The sequence below is a fragment of the Flavobacterium glycogeni genome, from assembly GCF_048286775.1.
Lineage (GTDB): Bacteria > Bacteroidota > Bacteroidia > Flavobacteriales > Flavobacteriaceae > Flavobacterium.
Genome location: NZ_JBLVPV010000003.1, coordinates 109,855 through 136,357 on the forward strand (window position 1 = coordinate 109,855; position 26,503 = coordinate 136,357).

Annotated in this window: 27 protein-coding genes and 1 riboswitch; of the genes, 11 read left to right on the forward strand and 16 right to left on the reverse strand. The window is 35.5% G+C overall.

What is annotated here, in order from left to right; genetic code table 11:
* Positions 1-2: 2 nt before the first annotated feature.
* The 9 genes from ACNQGX_RS03425 (at position 3) to ACNQGX_RS03465 (ending at position 7,863) form a co-directional block, all read left to right on the forward strand.
* Positions 3-563 (forward strand): DNA-3-methyladenine glycosylase I, encoded by a 561-nt coding sequence (locus ACNQGX_RS03425; RefSeq protein WP_417974028.1) that lies wholly within the window; start codon positions 3-5, stop codon positions 561-563.
* Between the two features lie 90 nt (positions 564-653).
* Positions 654-750: riboswitch (TPP riboswitch) on the forward strand.
* Between the two features lie 85 nt (positions 751-835).
* Positions 836-1,042 (forward strand): sulfur carrier protein ThiS, encoded by a 207-nt coding sequence (thiS, locus tag ACNQGX_RS03430; protein WP_417974030.1) that lies wholly within the window; start codon positions 836-838, stop codon positions 1,040-1,042.
* Positions 1,043-1,179: 137 nt separating this feature from the next.
* The gene (gene thiC, locus ACNQGX_RS03435) at positions 1,180-3,003 is read left to right on the forward strand and encodes a phosphomethylpyrimidine synthase ThiC (protein ID WP_417974032.1); all 1,824 of its coding nucleotides are present in this window, start codon (positions 1,180-1,182) and stop codon (positions 3,001-3,003) included.
* 135 nt (positions 3,004-3,138) lie between these two features.
* Entirely contained in the window at positions 3,139-3,735 is a 597-nt protein-coding gene (locus ACNQGX_RS03440) for a thiamine phosphate synthase (protein ID WP_417974034.1), read from the forward strand.
* Complete coding sequence (locus ACNQGX_RS03445; protein ID WP_417974036.1) at positions 3,708-4,463, forward strand: hydroxymethylpyrimidine/phosphomethylpyrimidine kinase; 756 nt, start codon at positions 3,708-3,710, stop codon at positions 4,461-4,463. The genes ACNQGX_RS03440 and ACNQGX_RS03445 overlap by 28 nt, the downstream gene beginning before the upstream one ends.
* Positions 4,456-5,088, forward strand: a complete 633-nt coding sequence (locus ACNQGX_RS03450; protein WP_417974038.1) for a thiamine phosphate synthase — start codon at positions 4,456-4,458, stop codon at positions 5,086-5,088. Before ACNQGX_RS03445 ends, ACNQGX_RS03450 begins: the two co-directional genes overlap by 8 nt.
* Complete coding sequence (locus ACNQGX_RS03455; RefSeq protein WP_417974040.1) at positions 5,075-5,845, forward strand: thiazole synthase; 771 nt, start codon at positions 5,075-5,077, stop codon at positions 5,843-5,845. Before ACNQGX_RS03450 ends, ACNQGX_RS03455 begins: the two co-directional genes overlap by 14 nt.
* 98 nt (positions 5,846-5,943) lie before the next feature.
* Complete coding sequence (gene thiH / locus ACNQGX_RS03460; RefSeq protein WP_417974041.1) at positions 5,944-7,065, forward strand: 2-iminoacetate synthase ThiH; 1,122 nt, start codon at positions 5,944-5,946, stop codon at positions 7,063-7,065.
* 87 nt (positions 7,066-7,152) lie between these two features.
* On the forward strand, positions 7,153-7,863 hold the full coding sequence (locus tag ACNQGX_RS03465; protein ID WP_417974043.1) for a HesA/MoeB/ThiF family protein: 711 nt from the start codon (positions 7,153-7,155) through the stop codon (positions 7,861-7,863).
* A 2-nt stretch (positions 7,864-7,865) separates the two neighbouring features.
* Here ACNQGX_RS03465 and aat read toward each other — a convergent pair whose 3' ends face one another.
* From aat to ACNQGX_RS03480, 3 genes are all read right to left on the reverse strand, one after another.
* Positions 7,866-8,504: a leucyl/phenylalanyl-tRNA--protein transferase gene (aat, locus tag ACNQGX_RS03470; RefSeq protein ID WP_417974045.1), complete on the reverse strand. Its 639-nt coding sequence runs from the start codon at positions 8,502-8,504 to the stop codon at positions 7,866-7,868.
* A gap of 113 nt (positions 8,505-8,617) precedes the next feature.
* Entirely contained in the window at positions 8,618-8,995 is a 378-nt protein-coding gene (locus tag ACNQGX_RS03475) for a DUF3127 domain-containing protein (RefSeq protein WP_131914931.1), read from the reverse strand.
* A gap of 26 nt (positions 8,996-9,021) precedes the next feature.
* The gene (locus ACNQGX_RS03480; protein ID WP_417974048.1) at positions 9,022-9,897 is read right to left on the reverse strand and encodes a flavin reductase family protein; all 876 of its coding nucleotides are present in this window, start codon (positions 9,895-9,897) and stop codon (positions 9,022-9,024) included.
* Between the two features lie 176 nt (positions 9,898-10,073).
* Between ACNQGX_RS03480 and ACNQGX_RS03485 the strand changes: the two genes are divergently transcribed.
* Positions 10,074-11,228 carry a sensor histidine kinase gene (locus ACNQGX_RS03485; protein ID WP_417974050.1) on the forward strand — a complete coding sequence of 385 codons (1,155 nt, stop codon included), beginning with the start codon at positions 10,074-10,076 and terminating at the stop codon, positions 11,226-11,228.
* Here ACNQGX_RS03485 and ACNQGX_RS03490 read toward each other — a convergent pair.
* The 4 genes from ACNQGX_RS03490 to greA all read right to left on the reverse strand — a co-directional run bounded on the left by ACNQGX_RS03490 (position 11,220) and on the right by greA (position 14,621).
* Positions 11,220-12,392, reverse strand: a complete 1,173-nt coding sequence (locus tag ACNQGX_RS03490; RefSeq protein ID WP_417974052.1) for a transglutaminase domain-containing protein — start codon at positions 12,390-12,392, stop codon at positions 11,220-11,222. The two genes, ACNQGX_RS03485 and ACNQGX_RS03490, sit on opposite strands and share 9 nt — an antisense overlap.
* A 25-nt stretch (positions 12,393-12,417) precedes the next feature.
* Positions 12,418-13,548, reverse strand: a complete 1,131-nt coding sequence (locus ACNQGX_RS03495; RefSeq protein ID WP_417974054.1) for a transglutaminase domain-containing protein — start codon at positions 13,546-13,548, stop codon at positions 12,418-12,420.
* 98 nt (positions 13,549-13,646) lie between these two features.
* Positions 13,647-14,036, reverse strand: coding sequence for an HIT family protein (locus tag ACNQGX_RS03500; protein ID WP_417974057.1), 390 nt, complete (start codon positions 14,034-14,036; stop codon positions 13,647-13,649).
* 108 nt (positions 14,037-14,144) lie between these two features.
* Entirely contained in the window at positions 14,145-14,621 is a 477-nt protein-coding gene (greA, locus tag ACNQGX_RS03505) for a transcription elongation factor GreA (RefSeq protein ID WP_131914926.1), read from the reverse strand.
* Positions 14,622-14,783: 162 nt separating this feature from the next.
* On the opposite strand from greA, the gene ACNQGX_RS03510 reads away from it, so the two are divergent.
* Complete coding sequence (locus ACNQGX_RS03510; protein ID WP_417974059.1) at positions 14,784-15,197, forward strand: Rieske (2Fe-2S) protein; 414 nt, start codon at positions 14,784-14,786, stop codon at positions 15,195-15,197.
* On the opposite strand, the gene ACNQGX_RS03515 is transcribed toward ACNQGX_RS03510, so the two are convergent.
* The 9 genes from ACNQGX_RS03515 to ACNQGX_RS03555 all read right to left on the reverse strand — a co-directional run bounded on the left by ACNQGX_RS03515 (position 15,198) and on the right by ACNQGX_RS03555 (position 26,371).
* Positions 15,198-17,864, reverse strand: coding sequence for a carboxypeptidase regulatory-like domain-containing protein (locus ACNQGX_RS03515; RefSeq protein WP_417974061.1), 2,667 nt, complete (start codon positions 17,862-17,864; stop codon positions 15,198-15,200).
* A gap of 5 nt (positions 17,865-17,869) precedes the next feature.
* A complete protein-coding gene (locus tag ACNQGX_RS03520; protein ID WP_417974063.1) occupies positions 17,870-18,583 on the reverse strand; it encodes a GLPGLI family protein in 714 nt (237 codons plus the stop codon).
* A gap of 65 nt (positions 18,584-18,648) precedes the next feature.
* Positions 18,649-18,900 carry a hypothetical protein gene (locus ACNQGX_RS03525; RefSeq protein ID WP_417974065.1) on the reverse strand — a complete coding sequence of 84 codons (252 nt, stop codon included), beginning with the start codon at positions 18,898-18,900 and terminating at the stop codon, positions 18,649-18,651.
* 364 nt (positions 18,901-19,264) lie between these two features.
* Positions 19,265-21,358, reverse strand: coding sequence for a TonB-dependent receptor (locus ACNQGX_RS03530; RefSeq protein WP_417974067.1), 2,094 nt, complete (start codon positions 21,356-21,358; stop codon positions 19,265-19,267).
* A 365-nt stretch (positions 21,359-21,723) separates the two neighbouring features.
* Complete coding sequence (arfB, locus tag ACNQGX_RS03535; RefSeq protein WP_417974069.1) at positions 21,724-22,125, reverse strand: alternative ribosome rescue aminoacyl-tRNA hydrolase ArfB; 402 nt, start codon at positions 22,123-22,125, stop codon at positions 21,724-21,726.
* Between the two features lie 2 nt (positions 22,126-22,127).
* Complete coding sequence (locus tag ACNQGX_RS03540) at positions 22,128-24,251, reverse strand: DUF4301 family protein (protein WP_417974071.1); 2,124 nt, start codon at positions 24,249-24,251, stop codon at positions 22,128-22,130.
* Positions 24,206-24,835 carry a nicotinamide riboside transporter PnuC gene (gene pnuC, locus ACNQGX_RS03545; RefSeq protein WP_417974073.1) on the reverse strand — a complete coding sequence of 210 codons (630 nt, stop codon included), beginning with the start codon at positions 24,833-24,835 and terminating at the stop codon, positions 24,206-24,208. The genes ACNQGX_RS03540 and pnuC overlap by 46 nt, the downstream gene beginning before the upstream one ends.
* Positions 24,836-24,900: 65 nt before the next feature.
* On the reverse strand, positions 24,901-25,635 hold the full coding sequence (locus ACNQGX_RS03550; RefSeq protein ID WP_417974075.1) for a phosphoglycerol geranylgeranyltransferase: 735 nt from the start codon (positions 25,633-25,635) through the stop codon (positions 24,901-24,903).
* 91 nt (positions 25,636-25,726) lie between these two features.
* Positions 25,727-26,371, reverse strand: a complete 645-nt coding sequence (locus ACNQGX_RS03555; RefSeq protein ID WP_417974077.1) for a 4'-phosphopantetheinyl transferase family protein — start codon at positions 26,369-26,371, stop codon at positions 25,727-25,729.
* Positions 26,372-26,503: the final 132 nt, after the last annotated feature.

The following is a 26,503-nucleotide window of genomic DNA, read 5'->3' on the forward strand; positions in this document are numbered from 1 at the left end:
TTATGGAAGATAAAATACGATGTGGCTGGTGCTCTTCAAGCGATTTATATAAAAAATACCATGATGAAGAATGGGGTGTTCCCGTCTATGAAGATCAAAAAATATTTGAATTTCTAATTCTGGAAACCTTTCAGGCGGGGTTAAGCTGGATTACAATCTTAAAAAAGAGAGAAAATTTCAGACTGGCTTTCGATGATTTCGATTATAAAAAAATAGCATCCTATTCTGAAGATAAAATTCAGGAATTGCTACAAGACGCAGGTATTATTCGCAATCAGCTAAAAATTCGCGCCACTGTCTCCAATGCAATTGCCTTCATGAAAGTACAGGATGAATTTGGCAGTTTTTCCAAATACATTTGGAAATTTACCGATGGAAAACCAATTAAAAACAACCGACAATCCTTAAAAGAAGTTCCTGCAACCACTCCACTTTCGGATGAAATCAGTAAAGATTTAAAAAAACGCGGGTTTAAATTCGTTGGTTCTACGGTGGTTTATGCGCATATGCAAGCAACAGGAATGGTGGATGATCACGTAGCAGATTGCTGGAAAAAACAGTAACTTTTTAAAAATCAATAACAAAACAAGCTCATAAAGTTTCATTTTTTTCAAACTTTGGGAATTCCGTATTAAATAATATCCTATTTTTGCTCCACACTTTAGGGGTGTCTACAACATTGTAGGCTGAGAATTACCCTCTGAACCTGATCTAGTTCATACTAGCGTAGGGAAAAGTAAGATGACTTCCTAGTACATTTATGTACCCATGTAGCCATTCCTAAAGTAGAGAAGCACTGCAGTGCATCTCTATAATTTTCTAAAAATTAAAAGGAATGGAGCTCAAAATCAACAATCAAACCAAACAATTTGCACTTGACAGTCTCACTGTTCAGGCACTTCTTGACTTGGAAATTCCCATCAAACAAAATGGGATTGCCGTAGCCATCAATAATACCGTTATTCCAAAATCCAACTGGAATTCCCATCCTATACAAGAAACCGACGACATTCTTATCATCTCAGCAACTCAAGGAGGATAGTTTGGCTGCTCGAGCGGGCTATCCTTTTCAAGTCCGCAGATTGCAGACTGCAGATTTTCAAAATAATCATCAACTATATCCGTCTCGTCTCCCTCTCCTTCGGAGAGGGTTGGGGAGAGGAAAAACTTAAAAAAATTATGGCAAACGAAGAAAAAATCTCAAGAACTCCTTTCCCAAATTCTACAAAAATTTACGTAGACGGAACCATTCATCCCATAAAAGTAGCGATGCGCGAAATTGCATTGGCAGACACTAAATTATCCAACGGACGAATAGAAAAAAATCCTCCGGTAACCGTTTACGATACTTCCGGTCCATTCACCGACCCAGATATCGAAATTGACATTCGAAAAGGATTACCGCGCATTCGTGAACAATGGATTTTGGACCGTAATGATGTTGAAGAATTGACTGAAATCTCTTCTGAATATGGAAAAAAGCGTTTGAATGACGAAAAACTAAACGAATTGCGTTTTGAATATTTACACAAACCCATGCGTGCCAAAAAAGGAGCCAATGTATCCCAATTGTATTATGCCAAACAGGGAATTATCACTCCCGAAATGGAATACATTGCCATTCGTGAAAACCAACGCTTGGAGTTGATAAACGAACAAACCAAAGCTATGCAATGCCAACACGGCGGAAATAGTTTTGGAGCTAATACCCCAAAATCTAAAATCACACCTGAATTTGTACGTAGCGAAGTAGCCAGAGGTCGTGCCATTATTCCAAATAATATCAACCATCCAGAAAGCGAACCCATGATTGTTGGGCGTAATTTCTTGGTAAAAATTAATGCTAACATTGGAAACAGCGCCGTAACCTCAACTATAGAAGAAGAAGTAGAAAAAGCGGTTTGGGCTTGCCGTTGGGGAGCTGATACGATTATGGATTTGTCAACTGGGAAAAATATTCACGAAACCAGAGAATGGATTATCCGAAATTCTCCAGTGCCAATTGGAACGGTACCTATTTACCAAGCTTTGGAAAAAGTAAATGGCGTTGCCGAAGATTTGACTTGGGAAGTCTATCGTGATACGTTAATCGAACAGGCCGAACAAGGCGTTTCCTATTTCACCATTCATGCCGGTGTTCTATTGCGTTACATTCATTTAACTGCGGAACGTGTTACCGGAATTGTTTCCCGCGGTGGTTCTATCATGGCAAAATGGTGTTTGTTTCACCACAAAGAAAACTTCCTTTATACCCATTTCGAGGAGATTTGCGAAATCATGAAACAGTATGACGTAGCCTTTTCATTAGGAGATGGATTGCGTCCTGGTTCTATTGCCGATGCCAATGACGCCGCTCAGTTTGCCGAATTGGAAACCTTAGGCGAACTGACAAAAATTGCTTGGAAACACGACGTTCAAGTATTCATTGAAGGCCCGGGTCACGTACCGATGCACATGATAAAGGAAAATATGGAGAAACAATTGGAGCATTGTGATGAAGCACCATTTTACACTTTAGGTCCATTAACCACTGATATTGCTCCAGGTTACGATCATATCACTTCTGCTATTGGTGCTGCCATGATTGGTTGGTACGGCTGTGCGATGCTCTGTTATGTCACTCCAAAAGAACACCTTGGTTTACCCAACAAAAAAGACGTAAAAGACGGTGTAATCACGTATAAGATTTCGGCTCATGCCGCTGATTTAGCCAAAGGACATCCGGGATCACAATACCGTGACAATGCCTTGAGTAAAGCCCGTTTTGAATTCCGATGGGAAGATCAATTCAACTTGTCATTAGACCCAGACACAGCAAGAGAATTTCATGACGAAACATTACCGGCAGATGGCGCAAAAGTGGCTCATTTTTGCTCTATGTGTGGTCCAAAATTCTGCTCAATGAAAATATCTCAGGAAATTCGTGATGTCGCTGAAGCCGAAAAAGGCATGAAAGAGAAGTCACAAGAATTTGTAGAGAGCGGAAAAGAAATTTATAGTTAAAAGAGGAATTAGGCAATAATTTCTACTCCTTTTTGTCATTCCGAAGAACGAGGAATCTCATTTCGTTGCTCATTTATGGAGATTCCTCGTTCCTCGGAATAACAACATTACCTATTATCAATCATCCAATAAACTATGATTCTCATCACCAATCCAATATCAGTTCCAAACGAAATCAGCCTAATCCATTCGATTTTTGCCGAAGGATTAGAGTTGTTGCACGTTCGTAAACCCGATTTTTCGGAAACGGAAATGAAAGCGTTTTTATTGGATATCGGATTGGAGTTTAGACCTAAAATCGTTTTACACAACCATCATCATTTGGCAGATGAATTGAATATTAACCGGTTTCATTTTTCCGAAAAGGAAAGAATCCGACTAACCACAACACCTGATAGGTTTTTGAATCCTGTCAGGTATAAATCAACGGCAACGCACAGTATAGAAGATTTCAACGCCTTGGAAAACGATTTTGAATATGCGTTTTTAAGCCCAATCTATCCAAGTATTTCCAAGTCAGATTATGTTTCTAAAATCAATCATTTGGAAGAAATTAAAAACAGAACCAATTCCTCGACAAAACTCGTGGCATTGGGCGGAATTTCAGCAGAAAATATTCAGCAAACTTTAGCAAATGGCTTTGAAGACATCGCTCTTTTAGGCACCATTTGGAGCAGCAACAACCCAATAGAAAATTTCAAACTATGTCAGCAGATCGCCCTTTCGTATTAACAATAGCCGGTTTCGATCCCTCGGGAGGCGCAGGAGTTCTGGCAGATGTAAAAACATTCGAGCAACATCAGGTGTATGGTTTTGCTTTGAATACTGGCAATACCATTCAAACCGAAAATATGTTCTACGAAATGCAATGGACAGACTTGACTTTTGTTTTGAAATCATTGGACAAATTGTTTCAAAACTATAGCATCAAAGCAGTGAAAATTGGCATTGTTCCTTCTTTGGATTATTTAAAAGAAATTGTTTTTGCCGTAAAAAGGCTTTCGCCAAAAACAAAAATCGTTTGGGATACCGTTTTGAAATCCACTACCGAATTCGATTTTATAAACATCGAAAATCAAGCTTTTTTGATTGAAATATTGAAGAAAATTGATTTGATTACACCCAATTATAATGAAATTTTACAACTGTCTTCGGAAGAAATTAATGCAGAAACAATTGCAGAAAACCTTTCGGAATATTGCGCCGTTTTACTAAAAGGCGGTCATAATCCAGACGAAATTGGTGTTGATTATTTATATCTAAAAAATGAAATTTTCAGGCTTTCGCCGAAAGAAACTTTGCTCTTCGAAAAACACGGTTCCGGCTGTGTACTATCATCAGCCATTACTGCCAATATAGCTTTGGAACAGAATCTGAAAACTGCCTGTACTAATGCCAAAAATTATATAGAAAACTATTTACAATCTAACCAAACCAAATTAGGCTATCATTATGTATAACAAATTACAATACATTTCGCAAGGAAATACAGTCGAAGAACAATTATACAACATCCACAAAGCATTGGATAATGGTTGCGATTGGATTCAAATGAGATTCAAAAAAAATTATTCAGATGATGCTTTCACTTTGGCAGAAGCCGTGAAGTTTTTATGCGAAGAATATTTGGCAATTTTTGTCATCAACGACAATGTTCATCTGGCACAGCAATTAAATGCTGATGGCGTTCATTTGGGGTTGAGTGATATGAAAATTGAGGAAGCGCGCCTTATTTTAGGGAATACAAAAATCATTGGCGGCACCGCCAACACTTTTGAAGACGTGCTTCAAAGGGCAGCAGAAAACTGCGATTATATTGGTCTTGGTCCGTTTCAATTTACAGCAACCAAACACAATTTAAGTCCAATTTTAGGTCTTGAAGGCTACCGCTCGATTATCGAAAAAATGAAAACGAAAAGCATCGAAATTCCCATTTACGCTATTGGAGGCATCGTACTGGAAAACGTTGAAAGTCTAATGGAAACAGGAATTCACGGTATTGCCGTTTCGAGTTTAATTACTCAAAGCGAAAATCCATCTCAATTGATCAATCAACTTAACGAAAAATTATATGTTACCATTTAAAATAGGAGATAAAACTTTTGCCTCCCGCTTATTTTTAGGCACAGGAAAATTCGGTTCCAATCAACAAATGGAAGAAGCCATTTTAGCATCAGGAAGCGAATTAGTGACTGTAGCGCTAAAACGTGTCGATTTAGAAACCGAAACAGATGTGATTTTATCACACCTAAAACATCCACACATCAATTTATTACCCAATACTTCTGGCGCACGAAATGCCAAAGAAGCCATTTTTGCGGCGCAATTAGCCCGCGAAGCATTAGAAACCAATTGGCTTAAACTGGAGATTCATCCCGACCCAAAATATTTGATGCCCGATGCAATAGAAACCTTAAAAGCGACTGAAGCATTAGCCAAACTGGGATTTATTATCTTGCCTTACATTCATGCGGATCCGGTTTTGTGTAAACGTTTGGAAGATGTCGGAACTTCTGCTGTAATGCCTTTGGGCTCGCCAATTGGGAGTAATAAAGGATTAAAAACCATTGACTTTTTAGAGATTATTATTGACCAAAGTAGAGTTCCCGTAATTATTGATGCAGGAATTGGCGCACCATCTGATGCTGCAAAAGCGATGGAACTTGGCGCTGATGCTGTTTTGGTAAACACGGCCATTGCCGTAGCCGGAAATCCCAAACTGATGGCAGAAGCCTTTAGAGAAGCCGTTATTGCAGGCCGAAAAGCATTCGAAGCAAAAATCGCTCAGCAACATAATCGAGCAATAGCTTCAAGTCCGCTGACGGCGTTTTTGTATGAATGATCCTCTCCTCTCCCGAAGCCTCGGGACTCTCCAAAGGAGAGGGAGCCATAGCCGTATAAAAATATGGAGCAAAGTAAAACTAACTCATTATCTAATAAATGAAAACATTTAAATCGGTTTTTGACAATTACGATTGGGATACCATCAAAACCAAAATATACCAAACTACGGCAAAAGATGTAGAACAGGCATTGGCTAAAAACAAACGGAATCTAGACGATTTTTTGGCGTTGATTTCGCCTATTGCACAAGATTATTTGGAAGAAATGGCACAGGAATGTCACGAATTAACCAAAAAACGTTTTGGCAAAACGATTCAGATGTATGCCCCTTTGTACCTGAGTAACGAGTGCCAGAACATTTGCACCTATTGTGGTTTTAGTTTAGATAACAAAATAAAACGAAAAACCCTCACTGGAAACGAAATCACATTAGAAGTTGAAGCCTTAAAAAGTGCTGGTTTCGATCATGTCCTGTTGGTAACGGGTGAGGCAAATTACACCGTAAACATTCATTATTTTCTGAAAGCAATTGATCAAATAAAAAATGATTTTTCTACCATTTCAGTCGAAGTGCAACCGCTTTCTACCGAAGAATATGTCCAATTGCATGAAGCTGGTGTCTATTCGGTTTTGGTATACCAAGAAACCTATCATCAGGAGGTTTATAAACAATATCATACCAAAGGTAAAAAATCAAATTTTGATTTCCGTATGGAAACACCGGACCGAATAGGAACTGCGGGCATTCACAAAATTGGCATGGGCGTTTTATTGGGATTGGAGGATTGGCGCACGGACAGTTTTTTCAATGCGTTACACTTGGATTATTTACAAAAAACCTATTGGCAAACTAAATATGCAGTTTCTTTTCCTCGGTTGCGTCCAGCGGAAGGAGTCATTCAGCCCAACTTCATCATGGATGATAAAGATTTAACGCAACTCATTTGCGCGTATCGATTGTGGAATGAAGATTTAGAGATCTCAATTTCTACGCGGGAGAATGAAAAATTCAGAAACAGTATCATTCCTATTGGCGTCACAAGCATGAGTGCCGGTTCAAAAACCAATCCCGGCGGTTATGTTGTTGATCCGCAATCCTTGGAACAATTTGAAATCAGCGATGAACGTTCGGCTGCCGAGATTGCAAAAATTATTTCGAGTATGGGCTACGAACCCGTTTGGAAGGACTGGGATAAAATATACAGTCAAATGTCATAAAGTCTTAATGTCGAAAGAACTCAACTTACTTTTTTTATCTTCTTTTGACTTTTAACTTTATGACTTTCAACTTTAAGACTAAAAAAAATGAGTATTATTCAAGATTTTTTACGCTACAACCGACAAATGATGTTACCGGAAATTGGTGATTCGGGACAAGAAAAACTCAAAAAAGCTAAAGTTTTAGTGATTGGCGCAGGCGGACTCGGCTGTCCCATTTTACAATATATAGCAACGGCTGGAGTAGGAACTATTGGAATTGTAGATTTTGATACAATAGAATTACACAACCTGCACCGCCAAATTTTATATATGGAGGAACACATTGGTCAATCAAAAGCAATTACGGCAAAATCGGTTTTAGAAACTTTAAATCCGTTGATTCAGATTATTGCTTTGGAAGAAAAATTAACTGTTGAAAATGCCGCACAAATCATCATGGATTTTGATGTGATTGTTGACGGTTGCGATAATTTTGAGACCCGTTATCTGGTAAATGATACTTGTGTAGCGTTAGGAAAATCATTGATTTATGGCAGTATCTTGAAATTTGAAGGGCAAATGGCAGTTTTCAATCATAATGGAAGCAAAAATCTTCGTGACTTGTTCCCAGAACCACCGAATCCAAAAGATGTCCCCAATTGCAATTTGAACGGAGTATTAGGTACGCTTCCGGGAATTATCGGAACGATGATGGCACATGAAACGTTGAAACTGATTATGGATTTACCAACTTTAGAAAATGAATTGGTACTTTTTAATACTTTAGATTGGAGTTTTACAAAATTGAAATTTTAAAACTATTTGCTTTTCAAAATTTCCATAAATTCTTCTCTATTAATTTCCATACAGCCTAAACTTTCAAGATGTGGATTATAAACTTGGCAATCCAACAGTCTGTAGTTGGCTGCCGTTAATTGGCTTACCAAAGCAATAAAAGCCACTTTGGAAGCATTAGAAACTGTAGAAAACATACTTTCACCACAAAAAACATGTCCCAAATCAATTCCGTATAAACCACCAACCAAAACCTCATCCTGCCAGACTTCAACCGATTTGGCGATTCCCAATTCATAGAGTTTACAGTAAGCTTCAATCATGTCATTGGTAATCCAAGTCCCGTTTTGACCGTCTCGTTTTATATTTTGGCAATTCGAAATTACATCCTTAAAATTCTGATTAAAGGTAACTTTGAAAATATTTCGGTTCAGAATGTTTCGCATACTCTTTGAAACAATCAATTCATCCAAAAACAAAACCATTCTGGGATTTGGTGACCACCAAGTTATCGGTTCACCATCTTCAAACCACGGAAAAATTCCGCTTTTATAAGCCAGTTGCAAACGCTCTGGCGATAAGTCTCCACCAATGGCAAGAATTCCATCGCGATTGGCTTGAGAAACGGGCGGAAAAAATAAGGCGGAAGATAAATAATACATTTTTCAATTTCAAAAATCAATGGCAATGACAACGGCAATTTCAAAAAATAAAAAAGTCAGAAATTCAAGTAAAACTCAAACTTCTGACTTCTGACTTCTAACTTTTTTATCTCTTAGAATGGTAAATCGTCAGCTTCTTCTTCGTTTAAATTTGTAGCTGGAGCAAATGCTTCAGCAGCTGGCATTGGAGGCATTTGCGCAGAAGTTGCTTCAGCAGCTACTCTTTCCACTCTCCATCCTTGGATTGCGTTAAAATATTTAGTCACTCCTTGTGGATCAACCCATTCGCGTCCTCTTAAATTGATAGAAACTTTTACTGCTTCACCCACTTTAAAACTATTCAATAAATCACATTTATCTTGTACAAATTCCACTAAAATATGTTGTGGATATTGCTCCTCTGTCGTTACAACTAGTTCTCTCTTTAAGAAACTTCCATTTCCTACATTTTTAGCTTCTCCAAGCATTTTAATTTTTCCTGTAACTTCCATCTTCGTTATTTTTAATGTTATTTATGTTATTTTTTTGCCAAAAGCACTTTCCAAGCAGACAAAACATCATTATTATCCAGATATTTTTTAGCCTCCAAGTGTACTTTTTCCTGATCATCAGCACTTAAAACGCCTTTTACGGCAAAATTCTGTTTTACAAATATACTAACTTCTTCCATTGTAGGCAAGGCTTCTATATTTCCCAACATCCCTAAATCATTTCCATCAAAAACTGGGCTTTCTTTTATAAAATTTGGAATCGCATCTACTCCAATTCCTAATGTGGATAATGGTTTTGGCACTTCAAAAAGACCTTGATTCGATCTGGAATACCAATTGCCTCCTAATCTGGAAACCAAGTCTATTTTATGTTGGTCAATAGCTCCATTTTCGTCTAAAACAGATTCGTCAATATGAATGCGCAACACTTCGCAAAGCACTAAATTTCCGGCTCCTCCTTCTGTTCCCAAAGGAATGATCTGCGTGACTTTACATTCAAATTGAACCGGTGATTCTTTTACTCTAAAAGGTTTCACCACCTCAGAAGGGATTGGTGTCAAGCCTGATTTTATAAACTCATCTACACCATCGGCATACTCTGTACTTGCCAGAGACGTTTGCTGTACAATATTATAATTAACCACATTAATCACTACTTCCCGAGTCGCTTCGGCATTAATTAAAGTGTGTTTTATCGAATTATCGCGAACGCGTCTTGCAGGTGAAAATATCAGAATTGGAGGATTTGCACTGAACACATTAAAGAAACTAAAAGGCGATAAATTCGGATTTCCTTTAGCATCCATAGTACTGGCAAATGCAATGGGTCTTGGCCCAACGGAACTTTGTAAATACCCTTGTAATTTTGCTGTTTCAATACTTTTAGGATCAATAGTAATCATACGTTTTTAATTTATTGCTGAAAGATACAAAAGTAGACAAATGAATTAAGTTTAAGAAGTAGTAACGAAGAATTAGAATGAAATTCAGAGTTGATTTATTCTAAAAAAAAATCTTTGGTAAAAACTAAAATAGTACAGCATTTATTTCGTTATATTTATAATTCAAAATTTAATTTATGCAGTTTTCTGAAAGAAGAAATACAACTCGTTGGGTTATTATTTTTGCCTCCTTTTTAATCATCTCATTAATTCTATGGAACACTTATACGTTTTTTCAAATCTTCAAAAATGAAGAACGATTAAAAATGAACCTTTGGGCAAATGCACAAAAAACCCTCATAAACGCAGGTGAGAATACCGATGTAGAGCTTCCATCCCAAATTTTCAGCAACAATAAAACGATTCCTTTAATTCTTACCGAAAACAATAAGATCATAAATAGCACCAATATTGATGATAATATTGTTAAAGACAAAACCAGATTAGATGCTTTTTTAAGAAGGTTAAAAACGGAAAACGACCCGATAGTTATAGAGTATGTTCCAGGAAAATTTCAATATTTATATTACGGAAATTCTTCATTGCTTAACAAGCTTAAATATTACCCTATAGCTTTATTGCTTATCATAGTATTATTTGGCGCCTTAGTTTACAATTTTTACAGAAGCACCAAAATGGCGACGCAAAACAAGCTTTGGGCAGGAATGGCAAAAGAAACCGCACACCAGATAGGAACACCGCTTTCTTCATTGATTGGCTGGGTCGAACTCTTGAAATCTGAAAATGTGGACGAAAGCACGACTTTCGAAATTGAAAAAGACATTGAGCGTTTGCAAACCATAACCGATCGTTTTTCGAAAATAGGATCTGAACCAAAATTAGAAAACAAAGACATCATAGCAGAAACTTTTCAATCCTACGACTATTTACAATCCCGATTTTCGAAACAAATTGAGTTTTCGTTTAAAGCGCCAAAATCACCTATAATTGTTTCTTTGAATCCTACTTTACACAGTTGGACCATTGAAAATTTAGTGAAAAATGCCATTGATGCCATGAAAGGAAGAGGCAAATTAGCGCTGGAGATTGAACAAGAAGGCGATTATGTAAAAATAAACGTTTCCGATTCCGGAGGCGGGATCCAAAAAAAACAATTCAAAACCATCTTTGAACCCGGATTTACTACTAAAAAACGGGGTTGGGGATTGGGTCTTTCGTTGACCAAAAGAATCGTGGAAGAATACCATAAAGGAACCATCAAAGTACTGGGTTCCGAAATTGGAAAAGGAACAACAATGCAAGTGATTTTAAAAAAAAGCAATTTAGTTTAACGGAACACCAAACCAAGATACTTTAGAAAACATCGTTTTTCTGACTATTTTAGACTTACCCAAATAATTTTTCACAAACAAAGCGTGTTCTTCGGCTTGCGCCAAAGCTGCCCCAATTGATTTTTTAATCGACGCTACATTAGATGCATTTCCACTACCAACAGAACCAACGCTGTAAATATCATTCTGACATTTGGCCAGTTGCTCTCTTGGCGTTTCAATCATACGGCTAATTTCATCATCCGATAAAGTAGGCTTGAACTTATTGTTCCTGTAGTAAATAAAATCATTCAACAGGACGACTGCCTGATTCATTTCATTCACAATAGCATTCAATTTTTCAATATTTGTGTTTTGTCGCAAATAGGTCAACCGTTTCTTTTTCCCTTCGTAACGCTCCAGAATCATAGCGTTTTTCAACCCATTTTTCTCTATCCTTTCTGCCGAAGCAAACAATTGATCGACTTCAGACAAGGCATTGAATTTGGTAATTTCTTTCTCAAAATCGAAGTATTTCTTGGCTTTATTGATTTGAATTTTTCCTTCATAAAACTCACCATTGGTAATAGGATAATTTAAAAATTGCCATAAATAATCAAATGGAATGTGGGAAGCGATTATTTTAGCAGGATCAGCCTTAAAATAATAGTTATTTATCTTTTTAGAAAATCTCCCATTATTGACATAACCAGAACCCCAAGTGGGATCAAATACATACCACTTTTTGTCAATTTTCGCAGCACACCAGGCATGAGACAAGTTTGCCACTTTTCCATATTGCTTTGTATAGCCTTCTATTATGTAAGATTGAATTCCAATTTTATTCGAAATATCATTAAAAACCTCCGCATAATGAATACAAACGCCTTTCTTCGTTTTTAAGGTTCTCGTTATTTGCTCTTGTGGAGTTTCATTGAAGTTAACAGTAAACATGTTGGCAACATCGTAGCTAATATTTGTTGCTGTCCAATAAAAAACAGCACGGATTTTCTCGGTATCTGTTTTAAAATTAGCATTTATATAATTGGCAATGGCCTCAGTAGAATTGCTGGAATTACGCGGTATTATAGAAATTTGTTTATCAATTAATGTATTTGCGTTTTGGGCATGACCAAAATTTATAACCAGAAAAAGTGAAATAAAAAATAAAAAGGGGATTCTCATGTTCTTTAATTTGTTTTATAATCACTTATCTTCTATCTAATTTCGGTTTGCTTAAATATTTCTCCATGTACACTTCTTGCTCTTCGGCAAGCTTTATCATTTCTAGTAAGCCTTTTCGAATAGAATTAATACTTGGCAAACTATTTTCAGGTATTGTCACTAAATCGCTTAATAGTTTTTGCGTTTTAAGTAATTTATTCTTGGGCTCAACAATCATTTTTTTCAATTCTTCGTCTGGAACATTAGGCTTAAATCTATCATATCTAAAATTGACAAATCCATTTAATTCATAAATACCCTCATTATATAAGTTTACGATATAATTGAAGTCGTCATTCATTTTATTCTGTTTATAAAACTCTATTTCTCTTTTTTTATCAAACAATTCACTAAAAATCAAAGCGTTTTTTACCCCGTTTTTTTCAATTCTCACAGATGAACTGATCAGTTTTTCAATAACCAAAAGGGTTCTGTATTTTGAAATTTCACTCTCGTAATCAAAATAGATTTTTGATTTATTCACCCGTGTTTTACTTTCGTAAAACTCTTGATTCGTGATTGGATAATTTAGAAATTGCCACAAATAATCAAAAGGCATATGTGAGGAGATTATTTTTACCGGATCAACTTTAAAATAATCGTCATTTATTTTTTTTACAAATACGCCGTCGCTGATACCTCCTGAACCCCAAGTAGGATCGAAAACACACCATTTTCCATCAATTATTGCACCACACCAAGCATGCGGAATATAATCTACACATCCGCTTTGTCTCGTGTAACCTTCAATGACTACCGATTTTATTCCGACTTTATTTGCAATATCATTAAAAATCTCAGCATAATTTATACAAACACCCTTTTTTGTTTCAAGTCCTTTTTTGATCTTGTTTTCGGAAGTTTCATTGAAAATTATGGCAAACTTATTTTCAATATCATAGCTAATGTTTGAAGCCGTCCAGTAAAAAACAGCCCTGATTTTATCTGTTTCTGTTTTGAAATTAGCATTGATATATGCAGCAATTGCTTCGGTAGAAGTAGCCGAATTAGCTGGAATAGCAGCCATTTTAGCATCAACCAAAGGATATCCGGTATTGACCTGTCCAAAACTCAGAAGTGAGAAAAAGAAAAAAAGTACTAAACAAATGTTTTTCATAGTATATAATGTAGGCTCAAAAAATTAAAAGGGGATAGGTTTTCGCCTATCCCCTTTCTAAACTAAAATCATACCAATTTATTTTATTTGTGCAACTATTATAAATTGGTCTTAATGCTTTCTGCCAAAGCTTCAAATTCATCTTTGGACAATGATACTTTATTTTGAAAACGCATTTCATCCATTTCATTCAAGGGAATCAAATGAACGTGTGCATGGGGAACTTCAAGTCCTACAACAGCCATCCCGATTCTTTTACACGGAACAGTTTTTTCAAGAGCAACCGCTATTTTTTTAGAAAACTGCATCAGTCCGATATACAAATCGTCTTCCATCTCAAAAATCTTATTTATTTCTTGTTTCGGAATACAAAGTGTGTGTCCTTTTGCATTTGGATTTACATCCAAAAAGGCCAGGAAATTTTCATCTTCAGCGATTTTGTAACACGGAATTTCTCCGTTTATGATTTTTATAAATATGCTGCTCATAAGAAATACTTTAAGAAAATAGATTAAAGAAAATAGATTGACATTTTTTTTATAAGTGTCTAAAAAACTGAATTACAACGTGTGATTGCTTCGTTCCTCGCAATGACTTTAATCACGAGATATTTCTAAAATTTCAAATTTCAACACACCATTAGGCACCGTAATTTCAGCAACTTCACCAACAGACTTACCTAATAAACCTTTCCCAATTGGTGAGGTTACAGAGATTTTTCCTGTTTTCAAGTCGGCTTCACTTTCAGCTACCAGCGTGTATTTCATCTCCATTCCATTGGCTTGATTCTTGATTTTCACATTCGACAAAACCAATACTTTAGAAAGATCTAAATGGGATTCATCAATTAATCTGGCGTTAGAATGTACTTCTTCCATTTTAGCAATACGCATTTCCAGCATTCCTTGCGCTTCCTTAGCAGCATCGTATTCGGCATTCTCAGAAAGGTCGCCTTTATCTCTCGCTTCGGCTATATCTGCAGATGCTTTTGGACGCATTACGCTTTTTAAATAATCTAATTCTTCTCTTAATTTCTTTAACCCTTCTGCGGTGTAATACGATACTGTACTCATAACTTCATCATTTATATAAATAGAAAAAATCCCATCAGGACGGGATTTCTTTCCACAAAGATACTATTATTATTTTTTCGTCTATAAATATATGTTAATCATATATAATTCAAAGTTAAATAAATTAAATTTGTTTCACTAATACTTTGACACTATTTTAAAATGAAAAAATACCTGCTGCTTTCCGTTATAATTCCTTTCCTTTTTTCGTGTAGTGATTCAGGTTTTGATAATACAAATCCATTTGTCCCTAATTATACTTTTACGGTAGATATTAATATGAATTTGCCTGCGTATTCAGACCTTAAATATACCAGTAATGCCATTTATTATCCCGGAGTAGGCGCACGTGGTATTATTGTTTTTAATACTGGCAGCGGTTACAATGCTTTTGATGCCGCTTGTCCCAATCAAGCTATAAGTTCCTGTTCTACCATGACTATAAATGGCATCAATGCCGTTTGCGGATGTGACAGTAAAGAATACAGTTTATTTACCGGACAGAGTAGCTTACAATATCCTATGAAGCAATATCGGGTTCAAGTCAACGGAACGTCACTTCGGGTTTATAATTAATTACAACTTATAACTCACCGAAAACAAGAATACTCTTGGTAATACAAAGGTGGTACGCTCGCTAATCAAATAATCTGAAAAAGAATAATCGTTTTTAACTTTATTGTCGAATAGATTATTGATCGACAGTTCGAAACCAAAAGGACTATTTTTCTTTTGATAACGCAACGAAGTATTAGCAATATCATAAAAATTACTTTGATTGTTGTTGTTCGTATTTTTCAAATTCTCATATTCGAATTTATACGTCCAAAACTTTAAAAAAGTCACATCAGCATCAGCCGTTAAAGCATCCGTATGAAAGTTTGATTTTGTCAAACCTGAAAACTGACTGAATCCTTTGGTGTACCCAATACTGAAACTCGGCCATTTTTTATGCGCTGTTTTCAATAAAACTCCAATTTTTTGATTGTTTCTATCATTCGAAGTTGTGGTATTATTCAATGTTTGAAAATAATTAAACCAACCCAAACTCGAATTGATTCGTAAACTAAAACGGTATATTTTCTTGGTTACAGAACCATTCACATTGTAATTCGTCTCTGGATTATCACTCAGAATGGGCGTATTGAATTGATTAATACCATCTAATTGGATTTCGTTCCGAATCGTTTTTACTTTTCTAGTAAAACTAGCCATAGCATTCCATGTAATTCCGCGGTACATATTCATTTTTGAATAACGCAGGTTTGCCGAATGGTACCGCTCGTTTTGCAATAATGCGTTTCCTTTGTAAACCAAATTATAATTTTGCAAGGTAAATTGATCTGCCAATTGACTTACTTGCGGAAAACCATTTTCTAATTTATAGGTAAAATTTAATGTTTCTGATTTATTAAATTCATAATCGCTGTTCCATTGCGGTTGGAAAAGTGTTTTAGACAGTGCCTGCTCACCCGATTTTTGTTCTGTAATTAAATGATACCAATGCAGATACAATCCGGGCTTATTAGTCCATTTTCCTATTCTGAATTTGTATTCGAGACCAATGTAAGTATCGTTTAATTGGTATTTTACATTATTCCCAAAACCCGCAGAAGCAAAATCATTGACTGTTCCATTGGTCAGTATTTGTTTCTCCGAAGTTTCAAAACGGGAAGTGCCATAATTATTCCCCACATTTGTATACAAATGATTGAAATTATCCAATATCCAATAATGCTTGAACAACGCATCCACACTATTGTTCTTTACTTTCTTTATTTGTTCAATGGTATAGGAATCATCGTCCTGCAACGGAATCAATCCTGCCAAAAAAGACTGATCCGTAAACCACTGCGTTTGTGGCGTGTTCTTTTCATAGGCCTGATTGACTACAAATGTGGTGGTGTGATTCAAATTATAATTTTTGTGCCACTCTATATATTGCTTTATCGCTGTATTATCTGCTTTGTTAATGGCTTCGAAAATACTGGAATTAAGATTGGTAATCGAGTTGATGGTATTTGAAATATCATTGGTACTCGATTGATATTGTCCGTTATAATACCATTTTTCTTTAGCGCTGGGCGAATAATCCAGTTTTACGTTCCCAATTCCCAGAACCGAGCGGTTGTCGCCATTTTGTACTTTATTCTCAAAGGCAATGGAACTGTTTTGCAAATATTCATTCGAGCTTTCTGTTTGTGAAGCGGTCAGCACTTTCGAAAAAATAGAAAAACCGGAAATAGAAAGCTTTGAAGAAGCATCATGACTAAAATTGAAAGCGCCAAACTGTGATTTGTTCTGAACCACATCCGTATTGTCATTAGCAAACGCATACAAATTAGTCAATGATTTCCTGCTCGAAAGAAAAGTACTCATTCCGCCGCCAAAACGCATTAAATCATCAAATGTGAAGGTTCTTTTCCCAATGTTGTTCAGGTCACCAATAAAACTGACGTTAGATTTTGGACTGTAATAAAACAAAGCAGCATGAGCGAGATAAAAACCATTATCTTCATTTCCTACTTCGGCACCCGCTTCTACATCTCCAAAAACAAATTTTTTCTTGTCGGCTTTTAGTTTTACATTCATTGCCAGATCATCGCTATCCGAAACTTGTTTCATGAATCCCACTTCGTTGAAGTTGTCAATGACTTCAATTTTGTCCAGCGCATCCGCGGGAATATTCTCGACGGCTAACTTCGAGCCGCCGCCAAAAAACGATTTGCCTTCTACCAACATTTTGGTCACTTTTTTCCCTTGTACCGTTACCCCTCCATTTTTATCGACCTCAACACCTGGCAGTTTTTCGAGGATTTCTTTCATTTTGCGTTCGTTTCCGTTTGCAAAACTTTTTACATCAAATATCAGCGTGTCTTTCTTGATGATAATAGGCTTGAACTCATGTTTGATAACAATTTCCTTGAGTTCTTCGCCAGTAGGTTTGAGTTTAAAATCATACGTTGCAAGAGCCGAATTGGGCTCCAAAAAAAGCATTTCCTCCACAAAACCAATGTAAGAAACCGTGATTTCGTATTTTACTTCTTTATCGAGTTCTAGACGGTAACGTCCTTTATTATCCGCAATAGCAAATTTAAGGCTTGCTTTTTCTTGCAATGGTTTGGCAATAACATTGGCTGATTCCAGCGGTTTATTTATATCATCAGAAACCACACCGGTTATCGTGTGGGTCTGGGAGAAACAAATATTGGTGAAAAATAAAAATAGTAGGATTCTGAGCATTTATTTTAATTTGACATTACTTTTTTTGTATAGTCTTCTTGGGTTATTGTTTTCCCTTTTGGGAAATCTATTTTTACTTCTTTGTCTTTTGAAATAGTTATTGATGTAGCATAAAAGGTAGTGTCACGATCGACCAATTCTAAAATAAGACCAGGTAAACCATTAAAATATTTCGGACCGTACGCGTAAGGCAAACTGGGCGCAAACCATGCAACAATTGGAATACTTGTATTTATCCCTCTCCTATTAACAAATTTCATTAAATATATAGCCTTATAACACAAATAACCATCTATTAATTTACTTTCGGTAGTTATTTCCCATTCTAATTTTTGATGAATTTTCTGAATTAGATTTCCATTATCTTCACGTTTTATTGCAATATTGGTGCGTTTATCAAAAAAATAATCACTTTCGTTGGTTACAATAAAGGCCATCGTTCTGGCCATTCTTCTTAATCCATTATTTTCAGCATCGGAAATTAAATATCTATCCAAAACAGAACTCGATTGCATACTATTAAAATCTAAAGTACAAGTTTGTTTGTTTGCAATCTCAACTGTTGCCTCGTTTAGTTCTTTATATTCTGGGTTTTTGCTATCTGCCCCAAAACCAACTAATTGAATTTTATAAATCACTTTACCAGAAACAGTTTGTCCAAAACAATTAGGCATTATTGAAACGGTTAAGCAAATCAATATAATTTTAAATTTTTTCATAATTTTAATTTTAAAAAGACAAACAAAACTGTAAATAGTTCTATTTGTCTTTTTTTTTAAATTAATTAATTTGCAGAAATAGATTTGGTTTTCGCATCCTCACAACCTTGGTAATAACCTTGATAAGCAGCGTGATTTTGCTCAGGAGTGCGAGTTCCATTAGGGTCATATACGTTATCTATATAATTCATTGCCTTTGTGGTACAATCTTCAGCTACTACTTCCACTTCTTTAACTTCTTTAACTTCATGAGTTCCTGCCATTGCAACTCCGCTAAACGCCACCACTGCCAGAGCGGTAAATAATAATTTTTTCATTTTTAATACTGGTTTAAATTTATAAATAGTTTTTTGGTTAACCATTGTAAATGTCAAAAAAAAATCTAATTTAAAGAATTATCTTATTTAATTAACAAAAATTTAACAAGTTTAATTTTATATATTAATACGTAACTAATTTTTATCATAGCATTTAATTAAAAAATTCCATTTCATTATTACCGTGAATCATAATCCCATCAAAATGAATTCTCTTTTCTGACGAATCTAAAATGCGACTATTTTTCTTATAAAAAACAATTTTAAAATAGATTTGCATCAAAATTCTTGGCAAATAGTACTAATCAAAAAATCCTGACAGTTAAACTATCAGGATTTTTCTCATTATAACTAAAACAATATTCTAAAACTTCAGTGTCAAGCCGGCAAGGAAATTAATTCCCGCTTGCGGGTAATAATACGGATAAACATCATACATGTATCCATTAGAAACATATTTTTTATCTAAAACATTGTTCACCAAACCAGTGATTACAATCGATTTAATCCCGATAGCCATAGGGACCGATTTAGGCTTAATTTCATACGCAACATTCAAATCATTCACAAAATAATCCGCCAACTTTGCTGCCGGCAATTCGATGTTATTCATGTATTGTTCCCCGACAAACTTTTGCAACCATGAAATATGAAGATTCTCTACTGGTGTATAGACCAGAATATTTCCTGCAATAATTGATGGTGAATACGCGATATCAGTAGTGCCGTAATCCTGACCTTCTACCGCTAAATCTATATTTTTATTAGCACTCAAAGTAAAATTAGGACGGATAATCAATTGACTTGTCAACGCTATTGTAGCATCTACTTCCAGTCCTAAACGGTAGCTTTTCTCGCTATTGGAACGTATTGGGGCGCCTACATCATCCAGATTTCCTGTCAAAATCAATTGATCTTTATAAGCCATATAATACACATTCGAATTGAATTGTACTTTCTCCGCAACATATCTCCAACCCAATTCAAAGTCATTTAACTTTTCTGGCTTTACATTTCCACCTTCATAATCAGTTCTGTTTGGTTCTCTGTTTGCTCTTGCATAGGAAAAATATAAGGCATTATTAGCATTGATGTCATAGGTCAATCCTGTCTTTGGATTAAAGAAATCAAACGTGTCATCTACTACATTGGCCTGAACGCCATTGGCTTTATAATTAACCGTACGGTATTGTAAATCTCCAAATAAACTTAATTGCTCTGTGATTTGATAATTGACTTTGGCAAAAACAGTTCCATCGGTTTTAGTGGCAAAATCATCATAATAGCGATCTCCTAATTCGCTCTGTGAAGCAAATCGCGCCCAAATCACTTTCCCGAAGTGGCTGCCTTCGTACTTGTTCCATCCGCCACCAAAAATCACATCCAACTTATCTTTCTTGTAATTCGCAGAAAATGTCGTTCCGTAAAAATCATTATCCAACCATTTTTGCCGAATCAAATCAGTCGTTGTTACTGCACCAACTGGCTGCAATCCATAATCAGAAAAATCCGCATCTTCTTTGTAATTTTCATAGAATCCTTTTCCTTTCGTGTAATGCAAGGCTAAATTGGTGCTCCAGTTTGCTGCTATTTTTTCGTTCCAATGCAATTGAGAGTGATCTTGTTGGTAATTATCGGTTTCATTGTCATAAAAACGATCATTTCCTTGTTCATCCGTAAAAGCTCCCGCTGAATTAAACGTTCTATCTCTGATTAGCGTTTCGCCATCAATTCCGTTCCAAGACTGGTACGTTTTCTCTTTTCCGCCAAAAACCAAGGCTTTGATTAACGTTGTTTTCCCTACATACGTCCCTTGAAGAAAATATGATTTCAAATCAGATGCACCGCGGTCCACATACCCATCCGAATTTAAAGCAGACAAACGTCCCGCGATTTCGAAATGATCGTTCATCAAACCTGTACTGAATTTTACCGTGTGTTTTCTAGTATTGAAACTTCCAAAAGAGTTCGATATTTCCCCCGTGCTTTCTTTGGCAAAATTATCGGTAAGCATATTTAAACTGGCACCGAAAGCCCCTGCTCCATTAGTAGAAGTTCCTACACCGCGCTGCAATTGCAAACTCTCCAGCGATGAGGCAAAATCAGGCATATTTACCCAATACGTTCCATGACTTTCAGAATCATTGTAAGGAATCCCGTTGATGGTTACATTTACACGGGTTGCATCGCTGCCGCGAACCCGAATTCCAGTGTAACCCACTCCATTTCCGGCATCGGAAGTCGTGACAACTGAAGGCAAATAATTCATCAAAATAGGAATATCTTGTCCTAAATTTCGGAATTTGATTTCCTTTTTGTCCAAATTGCTAAAACTGACCGGTGTTTTTGTAGTCACACGTACTGCCGAAACCAAGACTTCATCTAGTTGGTTGACTTTGGTCGTGTCTTTGACTTGCGAAAAGGAATAAAAAGATAATAGAGAAAAGACAATAGACATACAAGGAGTTAGCACCTTGCTTTTAAAAACTTTGCAACTTTGCGACTTTGCAACTTTGCAACTAATAATAGTATTCATCCGTAAAAAGATTACGAATAAAAGGGGGAATTATTCTTTTGTTAAATTAAAATGATTGTTTCCTATGACAAATAGATCGTTTGCACGCTATTTTGTCATTTTTTCCCTTGACAACATTACTTGTCCAGGTTCTTTGGGTATAATCTCAGCTCGTTATTTAGAGCACCCCTTTGAGACAAGGCAAAGGTAAAAAAGTATTAAGATAATAGTATTAAGTATTAAGATTTTTTTTATAGGTTTTTAAGTCTTGACGTTTAGTCTTGATACATAATACTATTATCTTAATACTATAATTCTGGTCTTCTGCGATTTTTTTTAACTTCAGAAACATTCTTTTTGTCCTTTATTCGCTTTCTAATAACCGACTTAGGAATTTTGGTCGCTTTTCGTTCTTTAGGAATTAGCAACGCATTTTTGATGAGTTCCAAAAATCGTTTGGTTACAATTTCTTTATTTCTAAACTGGCTTCGATCTTCATCACAATTTAAGATTAAAACAGCATCAGTGGTCAATCTGGAAGACAATTTGGTTTCAATAAGGAGTTTTTCTTCCTCAGTTAAAGCTTGAGAATGTTGCACATCAAATGTAAGTACCACTTTCGAAGAAACTTTATTTACGTTCTGACCACCGGCTCCACTACTGCGGACGGCTTTAAAACTTAATTCGGATATAATTTTTTCATTTTCCAAAGTTAGGCCGATTGATGTGCAGGTTTTAATAAATCATTTACGGTTTTTACAGGATTGAATGTTATTAAAGGCACTTGAACAAATATGGTAATCCAGTTTGCCATAGCGCCATTCCATAAGCCCGGCAATTCGTATCCTTTCAATTCTTTACCGTTTTTATTTTTCTCCACTATAAAACCACTATTGTAATCTATAAATTGAGTCAAATCAAATTTTTCTTTTTTATAATTTTTAATGCCGCAAACTAAATCCACAGGATTGAAATGAGTAGCTCTAGTAAGTATTTCAGACTGGTTTTTATTCGAAAAATCTACTTGATAACTTTCCACAATTTGCAACGAAACTGCCCCTTTTTCATTTTTTATCCAAAAAGGGCCTCCACCAGGTTCTCCTTCATTTTTTACCATTCCGCATACACGCATTGGTCTGTTTAAATACCCTTTAATTTGTGTGATCTTACTTTCTAAACTACAAGTATAAAAATCATCCTGAATTTTAATATTTAATCTTTCTTCTAAAAAAAGGATTATTTCATCGATATACTTTTGCTCCACTTCATACCTATCGATAGTGTGCAAATATTTAAAAACTTCTCCCTGTACTTCCATTAAAATTCCTGCCAATGCTTTTTTGTACAGGGCAATTTTTTCAATATTGTTTTGAATTACATTGTCAATATTTTTGATAAATATAATATCGGAATCCAGATTATTTAAATTATCAATCAAAGCACCGTGTCCACCCGGTCTGAAAACCAACTCCCCATTTTCATCTCTAAATGGCTTATTTTCCAAATCTACAGCAATAGTGTCTGTACTCTTATTTTGATACGAATAATTAACATGTATTGAAGTGCCGGATTCCTTTTCAATTTTATTTTTAATGCTATCAATAACCCTTTCAAATTGCTCCTGATGCGATTCAGAAACCGTAAAATGCAGATACGAATTGTTATTGGAACTCGCATAATGGGTACATTCATTCAAATGTTCTTCAACAGGAGTTGCAATGTGTGTTTTGTATTTATGAAAAGGCAGAATTGCTTTTGGTTTATTGGCAAAATCAAAATAATCAGAAGCCAAAAGCAATTTTATAAAGTAATAATTTTTATAACTGCTGTCTAAAGAATCGAAATCTGCAAACTCCTCTTTAAGTTGCTTGTCAATTGCCTCAAAAAAAGGAAATTTTTCCATGCCAACTATAAAAATAGATAATTCCGTATCTTTTTTTCTATTAATGTAAGCGTTGATACTTTCGTTTTCAACATCAAACTCATTCAAAAAAGCAATTAAAAACTTAAACATTCTGCTTGCGGCTCCTGAAGCAGGAACAAATTTCTCTAACTTCAGATTTGATTTATTGGCATCAAAAAAAGCTGCCTTTTGCTTAAAATCTGTTTCTGATAATTTTAAAATTCCATTAAACAATGTTGCCGGATCTACCAAATCAATTTTAGAAATTCCGTTTTGAAGAAACTTTAATTGTTTTTGAATATTTTTAATTGGAATTCCGTGTTCCTGAATTTGAATAAAATCAACCGAAGAAAAACCCATTTCATTGGCTTCTGCCAAATCATTGATCATGGCAATTGCCTTTTTAAGTCGTAATTTTTTATCTCCTGAAAGAATTACAAATGGTTTTTTATTATCAATTAAAGACTGTTTGAAAATTGCAAATACGGATTCTCTTTCTTCAGGGCTATCTCTTAAATCATCTTTTTCCCAAGGGACATCAATATCCGTAAGGAAAAACAAATCGTATTCATGTTCTCGAGCCGCTTGATCTAATAATGGATCACAATAATCATAATACACTTCCGAAAAAACTTTGGTCACCAGCAAATTAGTATCGCAAAAAAGATACTTATTGGCAATTAAAGCGCTTTCATTTTCTAATTTGGTTTGACCCAAAGCAATCGGTAACATATCGTCAATAGTGCAAATTTGCTGATGTACATCCCATTTTTCTTGAAGATATTCTCGTGCATATTCAGGAACCCATTCTGTTTTATAGTAATCAGCTAGTTGTTTTGCTAATGTGGTTTTTCCGGTACTTTCGGGACCAAATAAAGCTATTTTAATTATTTTTGTAGCTCCGATTGAGAGTTGTCTGAGATTTTCTTCCATTCTAAATAGCCAAAAATGGCAACAATTGTAAATACTGTGTACTGAAAACTTGTAAAAGTAAACCCTTTTGAAAAATATAGTGGAATTGAAATTACATCTCCAATAATCCAAAATATCCAATTTTCTACTTTCCTTTTGGCCATGAGCCACATTCCCACAAAGAAAATCCCCGTAATGAATGTGTCTACATAAGCATACCAAGTGGTAAATTTATCAAAATACTGATAAACCAAAACCACAAATACAACCGTAAATATAAAAAGAATTATGGCAATTCGTTTTTCAGAGCTTGAAATTTTTGAAATTGGAAATTCAACAGTGTCTCCTTTTTTTCTGGTCCAATGATACCATCCGTAAATACTCATCACAAAATAATACCCATTAATCATCATCTCCCCCCATAAAGTCCATTTCCAAAGCAAATAAACGAATATTAATGTACTTACAATCCCTGTTGGAAATACTAAAATGTTATCTTTTTTAGCATACCAAACACTTGATAAACCAAAAACGACCGCTACAATTTCCAAAATTATATCTAATGTTGGGTAATCTGCATATTGAGAAAAAAAGTATTCTATCATTGAAGTATTTTAGGTTTGTGAATTTACCCCTCGTCCCTCGACTGCGCTCGGGATGACAAATAAAACTAATATCTGTTATTAAAAAAATTCAAATCTTTTTCAAAAGCAGTTCCTATTACAACTAAATCGGCTCCAGCTTGGTAAGCATTTTGAATTCCTTGCAAATCTACAATTCCGCCGCCAACAAGTAATGGAATTTCAATATTCTGAGAAACTAATTCAATCATTTCTAACGGAACAGCTTGTTCTGCGCCACTTCCCGCTTCAAGATAAATCAACTTATTGCCTAACATTTCGCCGGCTTGAGCTGTTGCCAATGCCAAATCCAGATTATTCCTGTCCAAAGGTTTGGTTTTACTAACGCGTTCTACCGCAGTTTCTTTACCGCTTTCTATCAAAATATATCCAGTGGAGATAATTTCGAGTTGGGTTTTCTTTAAAATGGGTGCCGCTTTTACTTGGTGCTCGATTAAATAATCGGGATTTCTTCCTGAGATTAAAGACAGAAACAAAATCGCATCGGCCTTGTTTGATATTTGGGATGGATTTCCCGGGAATAAAACGATAGGTAATGTGCTGTTTTTTTTTATTTCTATAATTAATCTGTCTAGGATGTTATTTTCTACCAGACTTCCGCCAATGAAAATATGTGTTGCTGGCGATTGATTTATTTTTGAGATTAAATTACCAAGATTTTTCCAGACAATTTTATCGGGATCAAGAAGAATAGCGAGTAACTTTTGTCCCGACGCTTCGGGATCTTTTTTCGCTTTTAAAATGTTGTTATAAATATTTGTCATTTTTGGCACGCGGATGACACGGATTTTACAGATTTACACGGATTATTTAACTGATTACTGTAGCTGAACACTAAAAACTGAGCACTGAACACTATTTTTCAAGGGCATAAACTAAAGTGAATTCCTCTATTTCTTCAAAATGAATAGTGAAACCCTTCACTAAACTATCAAAGTGAAGTTCGGCGATAGTTTGGTTATTTTCTAATTCGAAAGCATTTACTTTGATATGGTCTTTGAAACTGATTCCTTTTTCGTTTCTAATTTTGAAAATCGCTTCTTTGGCGCCCCAAATTACGGTCAATTTCCGAATGTATTCTTGTGTTTTTTCAGTTGCGAAGCTTGGCGATAAAAATTGAAACTCCGAGTCACAGAATTTATCGGCGATTCGGATGATTTTGTCTCTTTGTAATTCAATGTCGATTCCCACGGTTTCGTCACTAATGATAATTGCCGAAAAATTATGGGAATGGGTTATAGAAATATGCTTCTCTCCATTAAGATGCGGTTTCCCGAATTCATCATAATACAAATCCAAATCGGTGTGTCCTGTTTCCTGTAATAATTTGCGAACACTCAGGAAGGCACGTTGATGCATCTCGGATTTCATTCCGTCAAGTCGGATACGATTGGTATCGTTTAAAACCACTTGTTCTAATAATTCTTGAAAAGATTCGGTTACTTTCCAAACGAGGATTTGGGTAGCGGAATTGACATGTATCGTTTTATAAAGTGGCATCGTGTTATCTTGATTTTTAGCCCCGGTAGCAGCGGCATCCTTTTTTCACGCTTTTTTGCGTGTAAAAAGATATAGCGAATAACGGGAAATAGCTCCTGAAAAAAAATTATTTAGTTAATGTTCAAAAGATTA